Annotated in this window: 13 protein-coding genes and 3 pseudogenes; 6 read left to right on the top strand and 10 right to left on the bottom strand. The window is 63.2% G+C overall.

The features are described 5' to 3' along the window. Positions 1–185: 185 nt before the first annotated feature. A complete protein-coding gene (gene typA / locus BKP54_RS16285; protein WP_025425112.1) occupies positions 186–2,012 on the top strand; it encodes a translational GTPase TypA in 1,827 nt (608 codons plus the stop codon). Between the two features lie 207 nt (positions 2,013–2,219). Continuing rightward, on the top strand, positions 2,220–2,726 hold the full coding sequence (locus tag BKP54_RS16280; RefSeq protein ID WP_025425111.1) for a GNAT family N-acetyltransferase: 507 nt from the start codon (positions 2,220–2,222) through the stop codon (positions 2,724–2,726). Positions 2,727–2,840: 114 nt separating this feature from the next. Here BKP54_RS16280 and BKP54_RS16275 read toward each other — a convergent pair whose 3' ends face one another. Continuing rightward, entirely contained in the window at positions 2,841–3,458 is a 618-nt protein-coding gene (locus BKP54_RS16275) for a hypothetical protein (RefSeq protein WP_025425110.1), read from the bottom strand. A gap of 159 nt (positions 3,459–3,617) precedes the next feature. On the opposite strand from BKP54_RS16275, the gene ppa reads away from it, so the two are divergent. Beyond that, a complete protein-coding gene (gene ppa, locus BKP54_RS16270) occupies positions 3,618–4,154 on the top strand; it encodes an inorganic diphosphatase (RefSeq protein ID WP_025425109.1) in 537 nt (178 codons plus the stop codon). An 8-nt stretch (positions 4,155–4,162) separates the two neighbouring features. On the opposite strand, the gene BKP54_RS16265 is transcribed toward ppa, so the two are convergent. Next, the gene (locus BKP54_RS16265) at positions 4,163–4,480 is read right to left on the bottom strand and encodes a DUF167 domain-containing protein (RefSeq protein WP_025425108.1); all 318 of its coding nucleotides are present in this window, start codon (positions 4,478–4,480) and stop codon (positions 4,163–4,165) included. A 4-nt stretch (positions 4,481–4,484) separates the two neighbouring features. Next, positions 4,485–4,778 (bottom strand): YggT family protein, encoded by a 294-nt coding sequence (locus BKP54_RS16260; protein WP_025425107.1) that lies wholly within the window; start codon positions 4,776–4,778, stop codon positions 4,485–4,487. Positions 4,779–4,911: 133 nt separating this feature from the next. Here BKP54_RS16260 and BKP54_RS16255 point away from each other — a divergent pair, with 133 nt between their 5' ends. Next, on the top strand, positions 4,912–6,153 hold the full coding sequence (locus BKP54_RS16255) for an MFS transporter (protein WP_084814568.1): 1,242 nt from the start codon (positions 4,912–4,914) through the stop codon (positions 6,151–6,153). 44 nt (positions 6,154–6,197) lie between these two features. Here BKP54_RS16255 and BKP54_RS16250 read toward each other — a convergent pair whose 3' ends face one another. The 7 genes and pseudogenes from BKP54_RS16250 to hemC form a co-directional block, all read right to left on the bottom strand. Further along, positions 6,198–6,926 (bottom strand): glutamine amidotransferase, encoded by a 729-nt coding sequence (locus BKP54_RS16250; RefSeq protein ID WP_025425105.1) that lies wholly within the window; start codon positions 6,924–6,926, stop codon positions 6,198–6,200. Between the two features lies 1 nt (position 6,927). Further along, complete coding sequence (locus BKP54_RS16245) at positions 6,928–7,410, bottom strand: TerB family tellurite resistance protein (RefSeq protein WP_025425104.1); 483 nt, start codon at positions 7,408–7,410, stop codon at positions 6,928–6,930. Positions 7,411–7,435: 25 nt separating this feature from the next. Continuing rightward, positions 7,436–9,081 (bottom strand): annotated as a pseudogene (locus BKP54_RS16240) (heme biosynthesis protein HemY). 11 nt (positions 9,082–9,092) lie between these two features. Further along, a pseudogene (locus tag BKP54_RS16235) lies at positions 9,093–10,330 on the bottom strand (hypothetical protein). Between the two features lie 102 nt (positions 10,331–10,432). Further along, positions 10,433–10,696 (bottom strand): hypothetical protein, encoded by a 264-nt coding sequence (locus BKP54_RS36545; protein ID WP_245317844.1) that lies wholly within the window; start codon positions 10,694–10,696, stop codon positions 10,433–10,435. A gap of 8 nt (positions 10,697–10,704) precedes the next feature. Further along, positions 10,705–11,079 (bottom strand): annotated as a pseudogene (locus tag BKP54_RS36540) (uroporphyrinogen-III synthase); the annotation flags it as partial. 66 nt (positions 11,080–11,145) lie between these two features. Next, positions 11,146–12,075: a hydroxymethylbilane synthase gene (gene hemC, locus BKP54_RS16225; RefSeq protein ID WP_057221799.1), complete on the bottom strand. Its 930-nt coding sequence runs from the start codon at positions 12,073–12,075 to the stop codon at positions 11,146–11,148. A gap of 74 nt (positions 12,076–12,149) precedes the next feature. Here hemC and tsaD point away from each other — a divergent pair, with 74 nt between their 5' ends. After that, a complete protein-coding gene (gene tsaD, locus BKP54_RS16220) occupies positions 12,150–13,244 on the top strand; it encodes a tRNA (adenosine(37)-N6)-threonylcarbamoyltransferase complex transferase subunit TsaD (RefSeq protein ID WP_057221798.1) in 1,095 nt (364 codons plus the stop codon). Between the two features lie 31 nt (positions 13,245–13,275). Further along, on the top strand, positions 13,276–14,265 hold the full coding sequence (locus BKP54_RS16215) for an NAD(P)H-dependent glycerol-3-phosphate dehydrogenase (protein WP_057221797.1): 990 nt from the start codon (positions 13,276–13,278) through the stop codon (positions 14,263–14,265). Positions 14,266–14,328: the final 63 nt, after the last annotated feature.

Below are 14,328 nucleotides of genomic sequence, written 5' to 3'. Positions count from 1 at the left end.
TGAACCCTTTCCAAACCCGGTTGGCGCGACCCTTTCCGGTTGCAAACCCATGGCCTGTCGGGACTTCGGAGCCGGGCTCTTGCGCGCGCCCCCCTTTCGCAATCGCAAAAAAACCTGTATGAGCCCGACCATTGAAAAAGCGGCGTGGCCCATTGGGGCGTGCCCTAAACCTTCCGAGACGAAAAATGAGCATTCGTAACATCGCGATTATCGCGCACGTCGACCATGGGAAAACGACCCTTGTCGACGAGCTTCTGAAGCAGTCGGGCTCGTTCCGCGAAAACCAGCGCGTTGCCGAACGCGTCATGGACTCCAACGACATCGAAAAAGAGCGCGGCATCACCATTCTTGCCAAGGCGACGTCGGTCGAGTGGAAGGGTGTGCGCATCAACATCGTCGACACCCCCGGCCACGCCGACTTCGGCGGTGAAGTCGAACGCATCCTGTCGATGGTGGACGGCGCCATCGTTCTCGTCGACGCCTCCGAAGGCCCGATGCCGCAGACGAAGTTCGTCGTCGGCAAGGCGCTGAAGGTCGGCCTGAAGCCGATCGTCGCGATCAACAAGATCGACCGTCCTGATGGACGCCACGAAGAAGTCATCAACGAAGTCTTCGACCTCTTTGCGAACCTCGACGCCACCGACGAGCAGCTCGACTTCCCGATCCTCTACGGTTCGGGTCGTGAAGGCTGGATGAACGTCGCGCCTGAAGGCCCGAAGGACCAGGGCATGGCACCGCTTCTCGACCTCGTGCTCAAGCACGTTCCCGAGCCGACGGTCGGCGAGGGCCCGTTCCGCATGATCGGCACGATCCTGGAAGCAAACCCCTTCCTCGGCCGTATCATCACCGGCCGCATCCATTCGGGTTCGCTGAAGCCGAACCAGCCGGTCAAGGTTCTCGGCCAGGACGGCAAGCTGCTTGAAAACGGCCGTATCTCGAAGATCCTCGCATTCCGCGGCATCGAGCGTCAGCCGATCGAAGAAGCCCATGCAGGCGACATCGTCGCGATCGCCGGCCTGACCAAGGGCACCGTCGCCGACACCTTCTGCGACCCGTCGGTCTCCGAAGCGCTGACCGCACAGCCGATCGACCCGCCAACCGTCACCATGTCCTTCATCGTCAACGACAGCCCGCTTGCCGGCACCGAAGGCGACAAGGTGACGAGCCGCGTCATCCGCGACCGTCTGTTCAAGGAAGCCGAAGGCAACGTCGCGCTGAAGATCGAGGAATCCTCCGAGAAGGATTCGTTCTTCGTCTCCGGTCGTGGCGAATTGCAGCTCGCGGTTCTGATCGAAACCATGCGCCGCGAAGGTTTCGAACTCGCCGTCTCGCGTCCGCGCGTCGTCATGCACAAGGATGAGAACGGCCAGCTGCTCGAGCCGATCGAAGAAGTGGTCATCGACGTCGACGAAGAGCATTCCGGCGTCGTCGTTCAGAAGATGTCCGAACGCAAGGCCGAGATGGTCGAGCTTCGTCCGTCCGGCGGCAATCGCGTCCGGCTGGTGTTCTTCGCACCGACCCGTGGCCTGATCGGCTACCAGTCGGAACTGCTGACGGATACGCGCGGCACAGCGGTCATGAACCGTCTGTTCCACGCCTACCAGCAGTACAAGGGTGAGATCGGCGGCCGCGTCAACGGCGTGCTGCTCTCCAACGACGCCGGCGAATCGGTCGCCTACGCCATGTTCAACCTGGAAGACCGCGGCCCGATGATCATCGAAGCCGGCGAGAAGGTCTATGCCGGCATGATCATCGGCATCCACACGCGCGACAACGACCTGGAAGTCAACGTGTTGAAGGGCAAGAAGCTCACCAACATGCGTGCATCCGGCAAGGACGAAGCCGTCAAGCTGACGCCGCCGATCCGCATGACGCTCGAGCGCGCGCTGTCCTGGATCCAGGACGACGAGCTGGTCGAAGTCACGCCGAAGTCGATCCGTCTGCGCAAGATGTACCTCGACTCGAACGACCGTAAGCGCTTCGAGAAGTCGCGTACGGCTGGCGCCGCTTAAGCGCCCACCGACAAAAGCGAGCGATTAGCGAAACCCCGGAGCAATCCGGGGTTTTTTGCTGTGTGTGCCAGCGGGGGGCGGCTTGCGGATAAAGTTAAAAAGGCGTTAACCTTCCATGGGATGCCGTTAAAGTTGCCTGTGGGTTAACGCGACGCGGCCCCCGGGTGGGATTCCTGTTCGCCCTGTGTGCGTTTAGAGTCGTGAGTCATGAAGACTGTTTCGATCGAGGTCAGGCCTGGAGAACCGCAAGAGGCGTCGGCGATTGCCGACGTGCATCGCGTTTCGTGGCTACAAGCCTATGGCGGCATCATTCCGCACCGCCCCCTGGTCCAGATGGTCAATCGTCGAGACGAGGTCTGGTGGCGCAAGGCGACGCGGGGTCCGGCGACCTTGCTGGTCGTCGACGTGGCCGGAACGATTGCCGGCTATGCGACCCTCGGCCTCAGCCGCGCCAAGGCGCTGCCGCAGGAAGGCGAAATCTACGAGATCTACCTGCGGCCGGAATATCAGGGCATCGGCCTTGGACGGGTTCTCTTCGGCGAAGCCAAGAGCCTGCTGCGGTCGCTCGGCTGCAGGGGACTGGTCGTCTGGTGCCTCGAAGACAGCGATAACGCCTATCAGTTCTTCCAGGGGGCTGGCGGCAGCGATATCGCCGAGGGCATGGAAGATTTCGGCGACAAGCACCTCAAGAAGATCGGCTTTGCCTGGAACTGACGCCTGCTTGCGTCTGACCTCGATGTCACCTCCTGCATAATTCCTTAAATCGGATCCGATTTAAGGACAAAATTATGCAGCAAATTTAAAGCGCTACAGCGTCCTTTGCGCCTCCTATTTGACGCGCGGCGCGGTAGGCAATTGGTGACGCGACCCGCTCGCCTTCTCACCGCGCTTGCCATGGTAGGCTGCTTCGTCGATACCGCACCGGAACCCCGGGGCAATGTCGTCGGCGATCTTGCGGGCGAGCGTGTTCGGATCCGGATTGGCGAGTGCATCGACATAGCCGGCGACGCAGCCGATCCCGTCTTCCTTCTGCGCAACCTTTGAGATCACCAGGACCTGGCCGTCATAGGCCGAGTTGCCTTCGCCGGTTTTCGGATCGCCGTTCTCGATCACCCAGCGCAGGATGGCCGATACCGGCACCTTGTCCTTGTTCAGGCGCCACTCCACCATCGTGCCGGCGTGGTTGAAGGGGCCGAAGGTTTCGAAACCTTCCTTCAGGTATCGCGCATTCAGATGCCCGAAGAAGAAGCTTTGCCGGATATCGGATTCCTTGAAGTGGGCGGGGTAGCCGTCAGGGCCAGGACAGGTCATCGACATGAAGATGCCTTCGACTTCCTCCACAATAGTGCACTTGTCGCGGCTGACATCCGAATAGACGCTGTCGTTGGCCAGAACCGGCGTGGCGGCAAGTGCTGCAGCAAGGAAACATGCGGCCTTTGCGGTCATCCAAAATCCCTCCTTACGAGAAATCCTCTGATGCAATCAACTTCAGGTCACGGCGGGTTGGCAAGGTGAATCTGCACTCCGGACGAAAGTTATGTTGCATCGCGGCATGTTTCCCTTTATCCGACGGGCAAATTTCTCAACCGACCCTGGGAGTATTCCATGCGTATCGATGCGATTTCCATCGGAAAGAATCCACCGGAAGATGTCAACGTCATCGTTGAAGTTCCTGTTGGCGGCCATCCGATCAAGTACGAGATGGACAAGGAAGCCGGCACGCTCGTCGTCGACCGTTTCCTCTACACGCCGATGACCTATCCGGGGAACTACGGCTTCGTGCCGCACACGCTTTCCGATGATGGCGATCCGATCGACGTTCTGATCTGCAACACCCGTCCGCTCGTTCCGGGCTGCGTCATCAACGTCCGCCCGATCGGCGTGATGATGATGGAAGACAATTCCGGCCAGGACGAAAAGATCATCGCGGTTCCGTCGGGTCACCTGACGCAGCGCTACGACAAGGTGCATGAATACACCGACCTGCCGGAAATCACGCTCAAGCAGATCGAGCACTTCTTCGAGCACTACAAAGATCTGGAGCCCGGCAAGTGGGTCAAGATTTTCGGCTGGAAGGATGCCTCCGTCGCCAAGCAGCTGATCAAGGAAGCGGTCGAGCGCGCCAAGGGCGAAAAGAAGTAAGCATCTGGCTATTTGCCGACCAGTTCGGCAAGCCGTTTCAAAACATCCTCCGGGTCGGCGTCGATCCGGAGGATTTTTTTGCGCTGCGTTTCGCCTGAGATGAAGGAAATGCGGTTCTTGGCGACGCCGATCTCTTTGGCGAGGACGGCGATCAGGGCCTGGTTGGCCTTGCCCTTTTCCGGAATGGCGCGCACGCGGACCTTGAGATGGTCCTGCCCGTCGGCGCCGCTCTCCACCCCATCGATCCCGTCGCGTCCGCCGTTCGGTGTCAGTCGAACGGTGACGCGCACGTGATCTCCGTGGGCGGTGAACGCTTGCTGCGTCAATGGATCAGCGCAGGAGCGCCGGCGCGATCGTCGTGTTCAGGAAAAGCTGGATGAAATAGAGGATCACCAGCACGACCAGCGGCGAAAGGTCGACGCCGCCCATATTGGGCAGGACCCGGCGGATCGGACGATAGAGCGGCTCGGTCAGCTGGTAGAGCGAGCGGCCGATCATGTTGATCGCCTGGTTGTTCACGTTGATGACGTTGAACGCATAGAGCCACGAAAAGATGGCTGACGCGATGATCAGAAACCACGCGATGTTGATAATAAAGTTCAAGGTGCCGATGACAGCAATCATGCCGGTCTCCAAATCGTTATTGACAGACATGTAGACATTGAGACCTAAACGAGCAAGTACGCCGATTTACCGTGCGCGATCATGTTTAATGCGGATCGGACAAAGATCGGTACCATCGAGGAGCGTTTCCCCTATGTCTGCCGTTCATACCACCCACCGTTTTGCCGCCTTCCGGCATGTCGGTTATCGCCGCTATTTCTTCTCGCGCTTCCTTGCCTACTTTGCCATTCAGATCATTTCAGTCGCGGTCGGTTGGCAGATCTACGACCTGACGCGCGATCCGTTCGACCTCGGGCTTATCGGGCTCTTCCAGTTCCTGCCGTCGCTGGTGCTGATTCTGGTCACGGGGTCAGTTGCCGATCGCTGTAACCGGCGCATGATCATGGGCATCTGCATGGCCGTCAGCACGCTGTGTGCCGTGGCGCTGCTCACGTTGACGGTCACGGGGCTTTTCTCGCCCTGGCCTGTTTATGCGATCCTGGTCGTCTTCGGCATCGAGCGGGCGTTTCTCGCCCCCGCCTCGCAGTCGCTGGCACCCAATCTCGTCCCGCCCGAAGATCTACCCAATGCGATCGCCTGGAATTCGACCTCGTGGCAGACGGCGATGATCGTCGGTCCGGTTGCAGGCGGCCTGATCTATGGCTTCGGCTCCGTTGCGCCCTATGCCGTCGGCGTCTGCTTCTTCGCCGCCGCGGCGCTGATGGTGTTTGCCATCCCCAAGCCGGCGGCGCGCTCCAAGGCACCGGTGCAGAGCTGGGAAACGATCACAGCCGGTTTCCGCTATATCAAGGCGGAGAAGGTGGTGCTCGGTGCGATCTCGCTCGATCTGTTCGCGGTGCTGCTCGGCGGCGCTGTCGCGCTGATGCCGGTCTTTGCCCGCGATATCCTTGATCTTGGCCCATGGGGCCTAGGCTTGCTGCGCGCCGCCCCCGGCGTTGGCGCCGTCGGCATGGCGGTGTGGCTTGCCGCCCACCCCATTCGCCACCGCGCCGGCTTTTACATGTTCACCGGCGTCGCGCTCTTCGGCCTCGGCACCGTCGTCTTCGGCCTGTCGGCAACGCCATGGATATCGATCGCTGCACTGGTGGTCATGGGCGCTGCCGACATGATTTCGGTCTATGTACGCGAGATCCTGATCACGCTGTGGACGCCGGACGAGCTGCGCGGCCGCGTCAATGCCGTCAACATGGTGTTCGTCGGCGCCTCCAACGAGCTCGGCGAGTTCCGGGCCGGCATGATGGCATCCGGCTTTGGCGCAATCTTTGCCGTCGCTTTCGGCGGCGCAGGCACGTTGCTGGTGTCAGCGCTCTGGGCGCTCGGCTTCCCGCAGTTGCGCAAGATCGACACGCTCGACGTGCCGGAGCATCATCGTTAGAGCCTTTCCAGGAAATGCGCGGGTTCGAGCTGCAAAGCTTGGCGTCAGGCCGCCTGCCTGGAGCCCGCCTGCACGAAAATGAGATCGAGGAAATTTTCCATCCAGGTGCGCAACGGCGCATCGTGCTGCATGCGCCCGTCGAGATGGGCCTTGCCCATCTGGGCGCCGGGCAGTTCGAAGCGGTGCGCGCCGTGCACCACCCATCGATGCATCATCGCGCGTGTCAGCTCGCCATGGAACTGGATGCCCCAGGCGTTTTCGCCATAGCGGAAGGCCTGGTTCGGATAGGTTTCGCCGGTTGCCAGCAACTCGGCACCTGCAGGCAGATCGAACCCCTCGCGATGGAAGTGATAGACCATGTCAGGCCAGTCCATCAGTGCCCGCCCGGCGTCGGTGGCGACCAGCGGGTACCAGCCGATTTCCGTCATGCCTTCATGATGCGGCGCGACCTTGCCGCCAAGGTTGCGCGCCAGCATCTGCGCGCCCAGGCAGATGCCGAGATAGGGCTTGTTTTCCTTGAGCGGCACCGATAGCCAGTCGATCTCGCGGCGGACGAAATCCTCCTCGTCATTGGCGCTCATCGGCCCGCCGAAGATGATCGTGCCGCCGTGGTGCTCGAGCGTCGGTGGCAGCTCGTCGCCAAGCGCCGGACGACGGATGTCGAGGGAAAAACCCTTCTGCGCGAGGATCTGGCCAACACGGCCGGCGCTCGATCGCTCCTGGTGCAGGACGATGAGGATGGGCTTCCTGTCGGTCTCGGCGGCTATCGGCATTTCAGCTTTCCTGTTGCGGTTCGCCTTCTTCCGCCGCATCGATCCTGGCCGCGACCTCCCGTCGCTTCAAAACCCGGTCCCGCCCGGAGACGCCGAGAAGATCGGCGATCCGCCAGATCACGTGATCTTCCATCTCGCTGCGCTCGCCATCGGCGTAGACGACCTCCCAGAGCATGCCGATCAATTCGATGCGCTGCTCCTCGGAGAGGTGGCGTTTCACTTCGGCGGTGAACTGATAGAAGTCGATCGCCTCGCTTTCGGCGGACTTGCCGGCCTCGACCAGCGCGTCGAGTGCTGCATCGTCGAGTTCATAGTGCTGCTTGATGATGGCGCGCATCTTGCGCTGCTCGGAGGCGAGGATCTTGCCGTCCGCCTCCATCACCTGAATGCAGAGCGCGATGACCGCCACGCGCGGATCACCCCTCTCGATCCGCGTCGTCGGGCCGGTCAGGCCCTCAAGAAACGTCCGGAAGCGTTCAAACATGTTTTCGCCCACAGCCCCTCAAAACTCAGAACAATCGGAAAGTGGTCTTTTCCGACACTTTTTTGCCGACAGCCGGTTCCCGCACGCCGGGATCATCCGGAGGACGGCCGAAGAACGGGTCGGCAACCGGCTCGCCATTGGAGGCGCCGTCCTTCTCGCGTGTCTTCTCGACGATCGGGGCAGGTCTTTTCGCTTCCGCCACCTTGATCGGCTCCGTGCGCTCGCGCGGCGTCTCGGCTGCGGCTTCGATGATCACGGGCGTATCGACGACCGGTTTGGCCGGAGCGTGCCGTGGGCTACGGGATGGTGCTCGGCCATGACAGGAGGCAGGCTGCGGATCGCTTCATCGGCGCTCAGGTGGCCATCCTCGACCTGTGTGGCCAGTTGCAGGGCCGGTGCCTTCCATTCGAAGGCGTCGAGCCGGCCGCTCACCGGCGAGACCGGCAGCCAGGTCGGCGAAGTGACGCCGTCGGCCGTCCAGGCCGGATCGCGCGGGCTCTTCAGGGCCTGGGCCATCCAGTGGCGGATGCGGCCCTCGTCCCCGGTGTCGGCCTCCTCGATATCTGCAAGCAGCAGGAAGATGCTTTCGGTCGGCTCCAGCCGGGCCGCGGCCTCCGCCTTGGTGCGGGCAAGCAGAAGCTCTCGCGCCTCGAGTGCTGCCTCGGCGACGGCTGCCATGGCCACCGCGTTGTTCGGGCGCAGCGATTCGAGTTTTCTCGCCCGCTTCAGCCGGTCGACCGCCGTGTCGCCGCCGCGTGCCCGCACGTAAAGTCGGGCGACATCGGGATGCGGCTCATGTTTCCAGGCCTTTTCGAGGATCGATGCTCCTTTGCGCAGGTTGTCCTCGCGAAACAGCGCCTTTGCCGCCACCTGCGCGGCGGGCACCAGATTTTCGTCGAGCTTGAGCGCGGCAAGCGCGTCGTCGCGGGCCGCCTTGGCATCGCCGTCGAGGCGCGTCATGGCGCGGGCGGTCAGAAGCACGGCCTTCTTGCGGTCGGCCTCCTTGCGCTCAAGCACATGGGCTGTCCTGCTCTGGTCGAGCAAGCGCAGTGCCTCATCCCATTGTCCGGCCTGGCTCTGGCTGTCGAGCGTTGCCAGTGTCGCCCAGGGCAGGTGCGGCGCTTTTTCGGCTGCCCGCTCGGCATATTGACGCGCCGCCTCGTGTGCGCCGAGGCGCTTGGCTTCGAGATAGAGACCGCGCAGGCCGAGTTCGCGCGTTTCCGGATCGTCGGCCATCAGTTCGAACTTCTTGCGCGCGTCGTCGTATTTGCCTTCGATCAGAAACGTCTGGGCTTCGAGCAGGTGGATCAGCGGTTCCTGGTCGGCGCTGATCAGGCCGCGGGTGCGGGCGGTCATCTTGCGCGCCTGGTTGGCGTCGCCGGCGCCGGCGGCGATCAGGCCAGTCGACAGTGCCTGGTAGCCCCTGTCGCGCTTTCGGGCGCGGAAATAGCGGGTGACGGTGTGTGGTGACAGCCAGATGGTGCGCACCAGCCAGATGGCGATCAGCACGGCGGCGACCAGCGAGATCAGCAGCGATGCCGCGCGCATCAGGCTCATTTCGATGAGCTGGCCCTGCCAGACGAGCGACAGTTCGCCCGGCCGATCCGCGAGCCACGCGAAGCCGAGGCCGAGACCCAGAACGATCAGGATGAAGATCAAAATGCGGATCATGTCTGTCTTCCTCAGCCCTGGGTGGTGGACTTGTTCATCGTTGCCGCGACCGCCGCATCGATGATGCCTTCGACCCGGAGACGCTGGTCAAGCTTGACTTGAACGGTTCACCGGCGGTCTTGGCCGCAGCCGGAAGACCGTCCCATTCCAATGCCGCGCCCTTAAGATCGCCGTTGTTCAGCTTGTCCTCGATGCGGGCGACGACGGCCTCCGGCGTGTCGCCTTCGACGCTGCCGACGGGACGCACGCGAATGCCCGACATGGCGCTGGAGACGAGGCGATCGAAGATGCCCTCGTTCGGGTCCGGCTGATTAAGCGCGTCGAGCATGGTATTGGATGTGGTTGCAAAATCCCGGCGAAGGTCGGCGCGCGTTGCCACGCCCGTCGTCGCAACCTGAGCGAGGGCGGTGACGGCCGTTTCATCAGGGGCGATGCTGCGAAGCGCATCGAGTTCAGCCAGGAACGGCCCGCCACGATCGATCGCGGTCTTAAGCGCGGTGACGGCGACGGCCTTGGCAACCTGGATATCGTTGGCGGGTTCGTTGAGTTTCTGTTCGGCGGAATCGATGCGGCTTGCCAGTTCGGCTCTGGCCGTCGTTGCCGATTGCTGCGCTTCGGCAAGGCCTGATTTCAGCGCGGCGATCTCCTTGGTGAGGTTCGTCACTTCGGCCTTGAGTGCCGTCATCTCGCCGGTCGCCACTCCGCCGGCGCCCGGTTGTGCTGCCGTCTGTTCCAATGCGGCGAGGCGGTTCTCGAGCGGTGCAATGTCGACGGTTGTGGTTGGCGCCTGTATGCCGGCCACCTGATCGCGCAGGGCCTGGATCTCGCTCGAAAGCGTCAGCTCTGTGGAAGACGTGCCGCGGTCGGGGCCGAGCCCCGGCACATAGCCGGCATATTGCAGTACGCCGAAGCCGAGCAGCGTCACCAGGCCGCCGAGGATCCCGGCTGCCAGTGAACCGGAATTGGACGGCGGTTTTTGCACGGGGCTTGCTTCAGGCTCACGGCTTAAATGCGGCGGCTCCTCGTTGAAGGCGGCGGCTGCCGCATCGGCGCGCTGTTCCTCGATTTCCTCTTCGACGCGGGCTTCCGCTGCGCCATCGGCTTCGGGGATTTCGGTCGGTTCATCGGCGGTTGCCGCGGGGTTTGCCGTCGTTTCGGCATTTTCCGTCACGGTCTTTTCCGCTTCAAGGTCGATCGTCAGCGGCTCTTTCTCGGCTTTCGAGCGGCGCGGCGGGTTTTCCGATACCATGGTGACCTCTTACCGTTGTTGCCTGTCGGTTCTTGCAACAAACCTAGTCAGGCTGGCCGGTGAGGGAAAGCCCCTTTGGTTCCGTTTTTGATCGAAATTGCATTAGAGAAGGCTGAAAAGGCTTTCTTCGTCGGGTCTTGCTGCGACCTCGACCGGTGCGCCATCCGGCAGCGCTCCGGCAACGGCGGCGCTGAGGCAGAGATAGCGCGGAGAGAAAGCGGCGGTCTTGAGGCCGGCTTCGACAAGCAGCGCGGCGAAGCGTCGCGCGGTGTCGTGGGAATAGAGCAGCACCGCGTCCGGCCGGCGGCCGATATCAGGCGCGCCAATATGTTGGGCGGATGGGCGATCGGCTGCATCCGGTAGCATTCGACCGTGACATGCTCGATGCGAAGCTGCCGTAGCGTGGCTTCAAGTCCGTCGGAGCGGGGGGAGCCTGCGAGATAGAGGAGGGGCGCCCGCGATGCAGTAAGCGTGGCGGCGATCATTTCGGCAAGGCTCCTGCCGGTTCCCTCTCCCGTGTGGAGCGAGGTAAAGCCGAGATCGCGCGCCGCCCGGGCCGTCGCTTCGCCGACGCAGAAGCAGGGTTCCGCTTTATAGGGCTCCAGATCGGCGCCAAGTTCGGCCAACGCCCGTACGGCTTCGGCACTGGTCAGCGCGACTGCGGCATGTGGTAGTTCGAGTGCTTTCCGTGCCGCCTCTGGCAAATGTTCCGCCCGCGCCAGCGGCAACAGCAGCGGCTGATGACCCATGACTTCCAACCGGCGGGCCGTAGCCTCGGCGGCGGGCTGCGGCCGGGTCACGAGCAGCCGCATGGCTCAGGTCCAGCTCGAGAAGAAGCCCGGTCCCGCCAACGCGCGGATATCTTCGCCGGCCTTTTGCCCGAGGGCTTCGGCATCGGCAGCCTTGCCTTCGACCGTGATGCGGTGATGGGTGCTGCCATCCGGCGTCAGGATCATGCCGGAGAAACGCAGATGCGTGCCATCCGAGACCGCCAGGCCGGCGATAGGCGTTCGACAGGAGCCGTCGAGCGTCGCAAGGAAGCCGCGTTCGCAGGCGACCGCCTCATGGGTTCTGCTATCGTCGATGGCGGCGAGCAGGTCGTTGACGCGTTTGTCGCCGATCCTGCTCTCGATACAGATCGCGCCCTGCGCCGGTGCCGGCGGAAACTCTTCCGGGTCGAGCAGTTCTGTCGGCACGTCGGCCATGCCGAGCCGCTTCAGGCCGGCATAGGCAAGCAGCGTCGCATCGACCTGGCCTTCGGCGAGCTTGCGCAGCCGCGTCTCGACCTGGCCGCGATAGGTGATGACGTTGATGTCGGGCCTGAGCCTCCGGATCAGCGCCTGCCGGCGCAGCGACGACGAGCCGACAGTCGCGCCTTCGGGCAATTCCAGGAGCCTGGGTGCGGTGCGGCCGATGAAGGCGTCGCGAATGTCCTCGCGCGGCAGGAAGGCGGAAAGAAACAGGCCATCTGGAAGCTTGGTCGGCATGTCCTTCGAGGAATGCACGGCGAAATCGAGTTCGCCCGACAGGAGCTGCTGCTCGATTTCCTCGGTGAACAGGCCCTTGCCGCCGATCTCGGCCAGCGACCGATCGGTGATGCGGTCGCCCTTGGTGGAAAGGATGACAACCTCGAACATTTCCGGCGACAGACCATGCACGGCCGCGAGGCGATCGCGCGTTTCATGGGCTTGAGCGAGCGCCAGCGGGCTGCCACGCGTGCCGATCCGGAAAGGTTTTGTTTGCATCAAAGGCTATCCATTGTTACCGGAGTTCCGTGTACCCACCTTTCGGTGCGACCGCAATCTTTGAGTAGTTCCTGATGTCTCCGCCCATGCGCATCCTCGGCATAGAAACAAGCTGCGACGAAACCGCGGCTTCCGTCGTGCTACGCGACGAAAACGGCAGGGGAAGCATCCTCGGCGACGTCGTCTTGAGCCAGCTGGAAGAGCATAGCGCCTATGGCGGCGTGGTTCCGGAGATTGCCGCGCGCGCCCATGTCGAAGCGCTCGACACCCTGATCGAGGAGGCGCTGCTGCGCGCCGGAGTGACGCTCAACGACATCGATGCGATTGCTGCGACAAGTGGTCCCGGTCTTATTGGCGGCCTCATCGTCGGACTGATGACGGGCAAGGCGATCGCGCGGGCGACCGGCAAGCCGCTCTATGCCGTCAATCACCTGGAAGGTCACGCGCTGACCGCGCGGCTCACCGATGGTCTGAGTTTTCCCTATCTGATGTTGCTGGTCTCGGGCGGTCACACGCAACTGATCCTGGTCAAGGGTGTCGGCGACTACGCGCGCTGGGGCACGACGATCGACGATGCGCTCGGCGAGGCCTTCGACAAGACGGCCAAGCTGCTCGGTCTTCCCTATCCCGGCGGCCCGGCCGTCGAGCGCGCCGCGCGGAGCGGCAATGCCGAGCGCTTCGAGTTTCCCCGCCCGCTGGTCGGCGATGCCAGGCTCGATTTCTCGTTTTCGGGGCTGAAGACGGCGGTGCGCCAGGCGGCGCAATCGCTGGAGCCGGTGACGGACCAGGATATTGCCGACATCTGCGCCTCCTTCCAGCGCGCGATCTCGCGCACGCTCAAGGATCGGATCGGGCGCGGGTTGAAGCGGTTCAAGACGGATCACGCGTCCGTCGAAAAGCCGGCGCTGGTCGTTGCCGGCGGGGTTGCCGCCAACCAGGTGCTCAGGGCAACGCTCCAGGAGCTCTGCGACAAGAACGGCTTCGATTTCATCGCGCCGCCGCTTGAGCTTTGCACCGACAATGCCGCAATGATCGCCTGGGCGGGGGCCGAACGGTTTGCCGCCGGTTTGCCGGCGGATGGTCTCGATGTCGCGCCGCGCTCGCGCTGGCCGCTCGACCAACAGGCGCAGACCTTGCTTGGTTCGGGCAAGCGCGGCGCCAAGGCATGACGGAAAGCAGCCAGGGCATGATGGACAGGATATGAACACCAACCCGAAGATCGTGGTGGTCGGAGCGGGTGCCTTCGGCACGGCGCTTGCCGCTGTCGCCGCATCCGCCAACGGCAGCGATGTGACCCTTCTCGCCCGGCGCGAGGAAACCGCGGATGAATGCCGGCGGACCGGCCGTAACGAACGGGCCCTTCCGGGCATCGACCTGCCGGCAGGGCTCAAGCACAGCGCCGATGCTGCGGTGCTTGGCGACGCTGAGATCGTGCTGTTCGTCATGCCATCGCAGGCACACCGCGAAGCGGCGCGGCAATACGGTCCGTCGATCAATGCCGCGGCGACGATCGTCACCTGCGCCAAGGGCATGGAGCAGGCAACGGGGCGTCTTTTGACCGATGTGCTGGCGGAAGAATTGCCGGGCCACGGCATCGGCGTGCTCTCCGGCCCCGGCTTTGCAGCTGACATTGCCAAGGGGCTGCCGACGGCGATGGTGGTCGCTGCCGCCGACAACGACACGGCGACGCTACTTGCGGAGGCTCTGTCAGGCCCGACCTTCCGTCTCTACCCTTCAGAAGACCGCATCGGCGTGCAGCTTGGCGGCGCGCTGAAGAACGTGCTTGCCATCGCCTGCGGCATCGTCGAAGGCGCAGGTTTGGGCGATAGCGCCCGGGCGGCACTGATATCCCGCGGCCTTGCGGAGATGTCCCGCTTCGTCGTCGCCGAAGGCGGGGATGCCGATACCGTTCGCGGCCTCTCGGGGCTCGGCGATCTCGTGCTGACGGCAACCAGCCACCAGTCGCGCAACCTGCGCTTCGGTATTGCGCGCGGCAAGGATGGCCGCGGTAGCGGACGCCAGGGCGAACTCGTCGAGGGGGCCTTTGCAGCCTCGGTCGCCGCCCGCGTCGCCCGCGATCTTGGCGTCGAGATGCCGATTACCGAGGCGGTCGCCGCCATCATCGACGGCAAGCTCGATGTGCGCACCGCCCTTGAACAATTGATGTCCCGTCCGATCACCCAGGAATGAACTGGTCGTCGGGATGAGGAAAAGTGCTAAGCGGTTTTCCGCCCGCATCCCGCGCCAAACGAA

The sequence above is a fragment of the Ensifer sp. 1H6 genome (genome assembly GCF_001976035.1).
Classification (GTDB): Bacteria; Pseudomonadota; Alphaproteobacteria; order Rhizobiales; family Rhizobiaceae; genus Ensifer; species Ensifer canadensis.
Note: the sequence above shows the minus strand (reverse complement) of the source record. Positions and strands in the feature narration are given on the sequence as shown.

Excerpts from the sequence above, each read along its gene's own strand:
- BKP54_RS16255 (WP_084814568.1), top strand. The coding sequence starts at position 4,912 with ATGTCTGCCGTTCATACCACCCACCGTTTTGCCGCCTTCCGGCATGTC.
- ppa (WP_025425109.1), top strand. The coding sequence starts at position 3,618 with ATGCGTATCGATGCGATTTCCATCGGAAAGAATCCACCGGAAGATGTC.
- tsaD (WP_057221798.1), top strand. The coding sequence starts at position 12,150 with ATGTCTCCGCCCATGCGCATCCTCGGCATAGAAACAAGCTGCGACGAA.
- BKP54_RS16215 (WP_057221797.1), top strand. The coding sequence starts at position 13,276 with ATGAACACCAACCCGAAGATCGTGGTGGTCGGAGCGGGTGCCTTCGGC.
- BKP54_RS16280 (WP_025425111.1), top strand. The coding sequence starts at position 2,220 with ATGAAGACTGTTTCGATCGAGGTCAGGCCTGGAGAACCGCAAGAGGCG.
- BKP54_RS16275 (WP_025425110.1), bottom strand. The coding sequence starts at position 3,458 with ATGACCGCAAAGGCCGCATGTTTCCTTGCTGCAGCACTTGCCGCCACG.
- BKP54_RS16250 (WP_025425105.1), bottom strand. The coding sequence starts at position 6,926 with ATGCCGATAGCCGCCGAGACCGACAGGAAGCCCATCCTCATCGTCCTG.
- BKP54_RS16245 (WP_025425104.1), bottom strand. The coding sequence starts at position 7,410 with ATGTTTGAACGCTTCCGGACGTTTCTTGAGGGCCTGACCGGCCCGACG.
- BKP54_RS16260 (WP_025425107.1), bottom strand. The coding sequence starts at position 4,778 with ATGATTGCTGTCATCGGCACCTTGAACTTTATTATCAACATCGCGTGG.
- hemC (WP_057221799.1), bottom strand. The coding sequence starts at position 12,075 with ATGCAAACAAAACCTTTCCGGATCGGCACGCGTGGCAGCCCGCTGGCG.
- typA (WP_025425112.1), top strand. The coding sequence starts at position 186 with ATGAGCATTCGTAACATCGCGATTATCGCGCACGTCGACCATGGGAAA.
- BKP54_RS36545 (WP_245317844.1), bottom strand. The coding sequence starts at position 10,696 with ATGCTACCGGATGCAGCCGATCGCCCATCCGCCCAACATATTGGCGCG.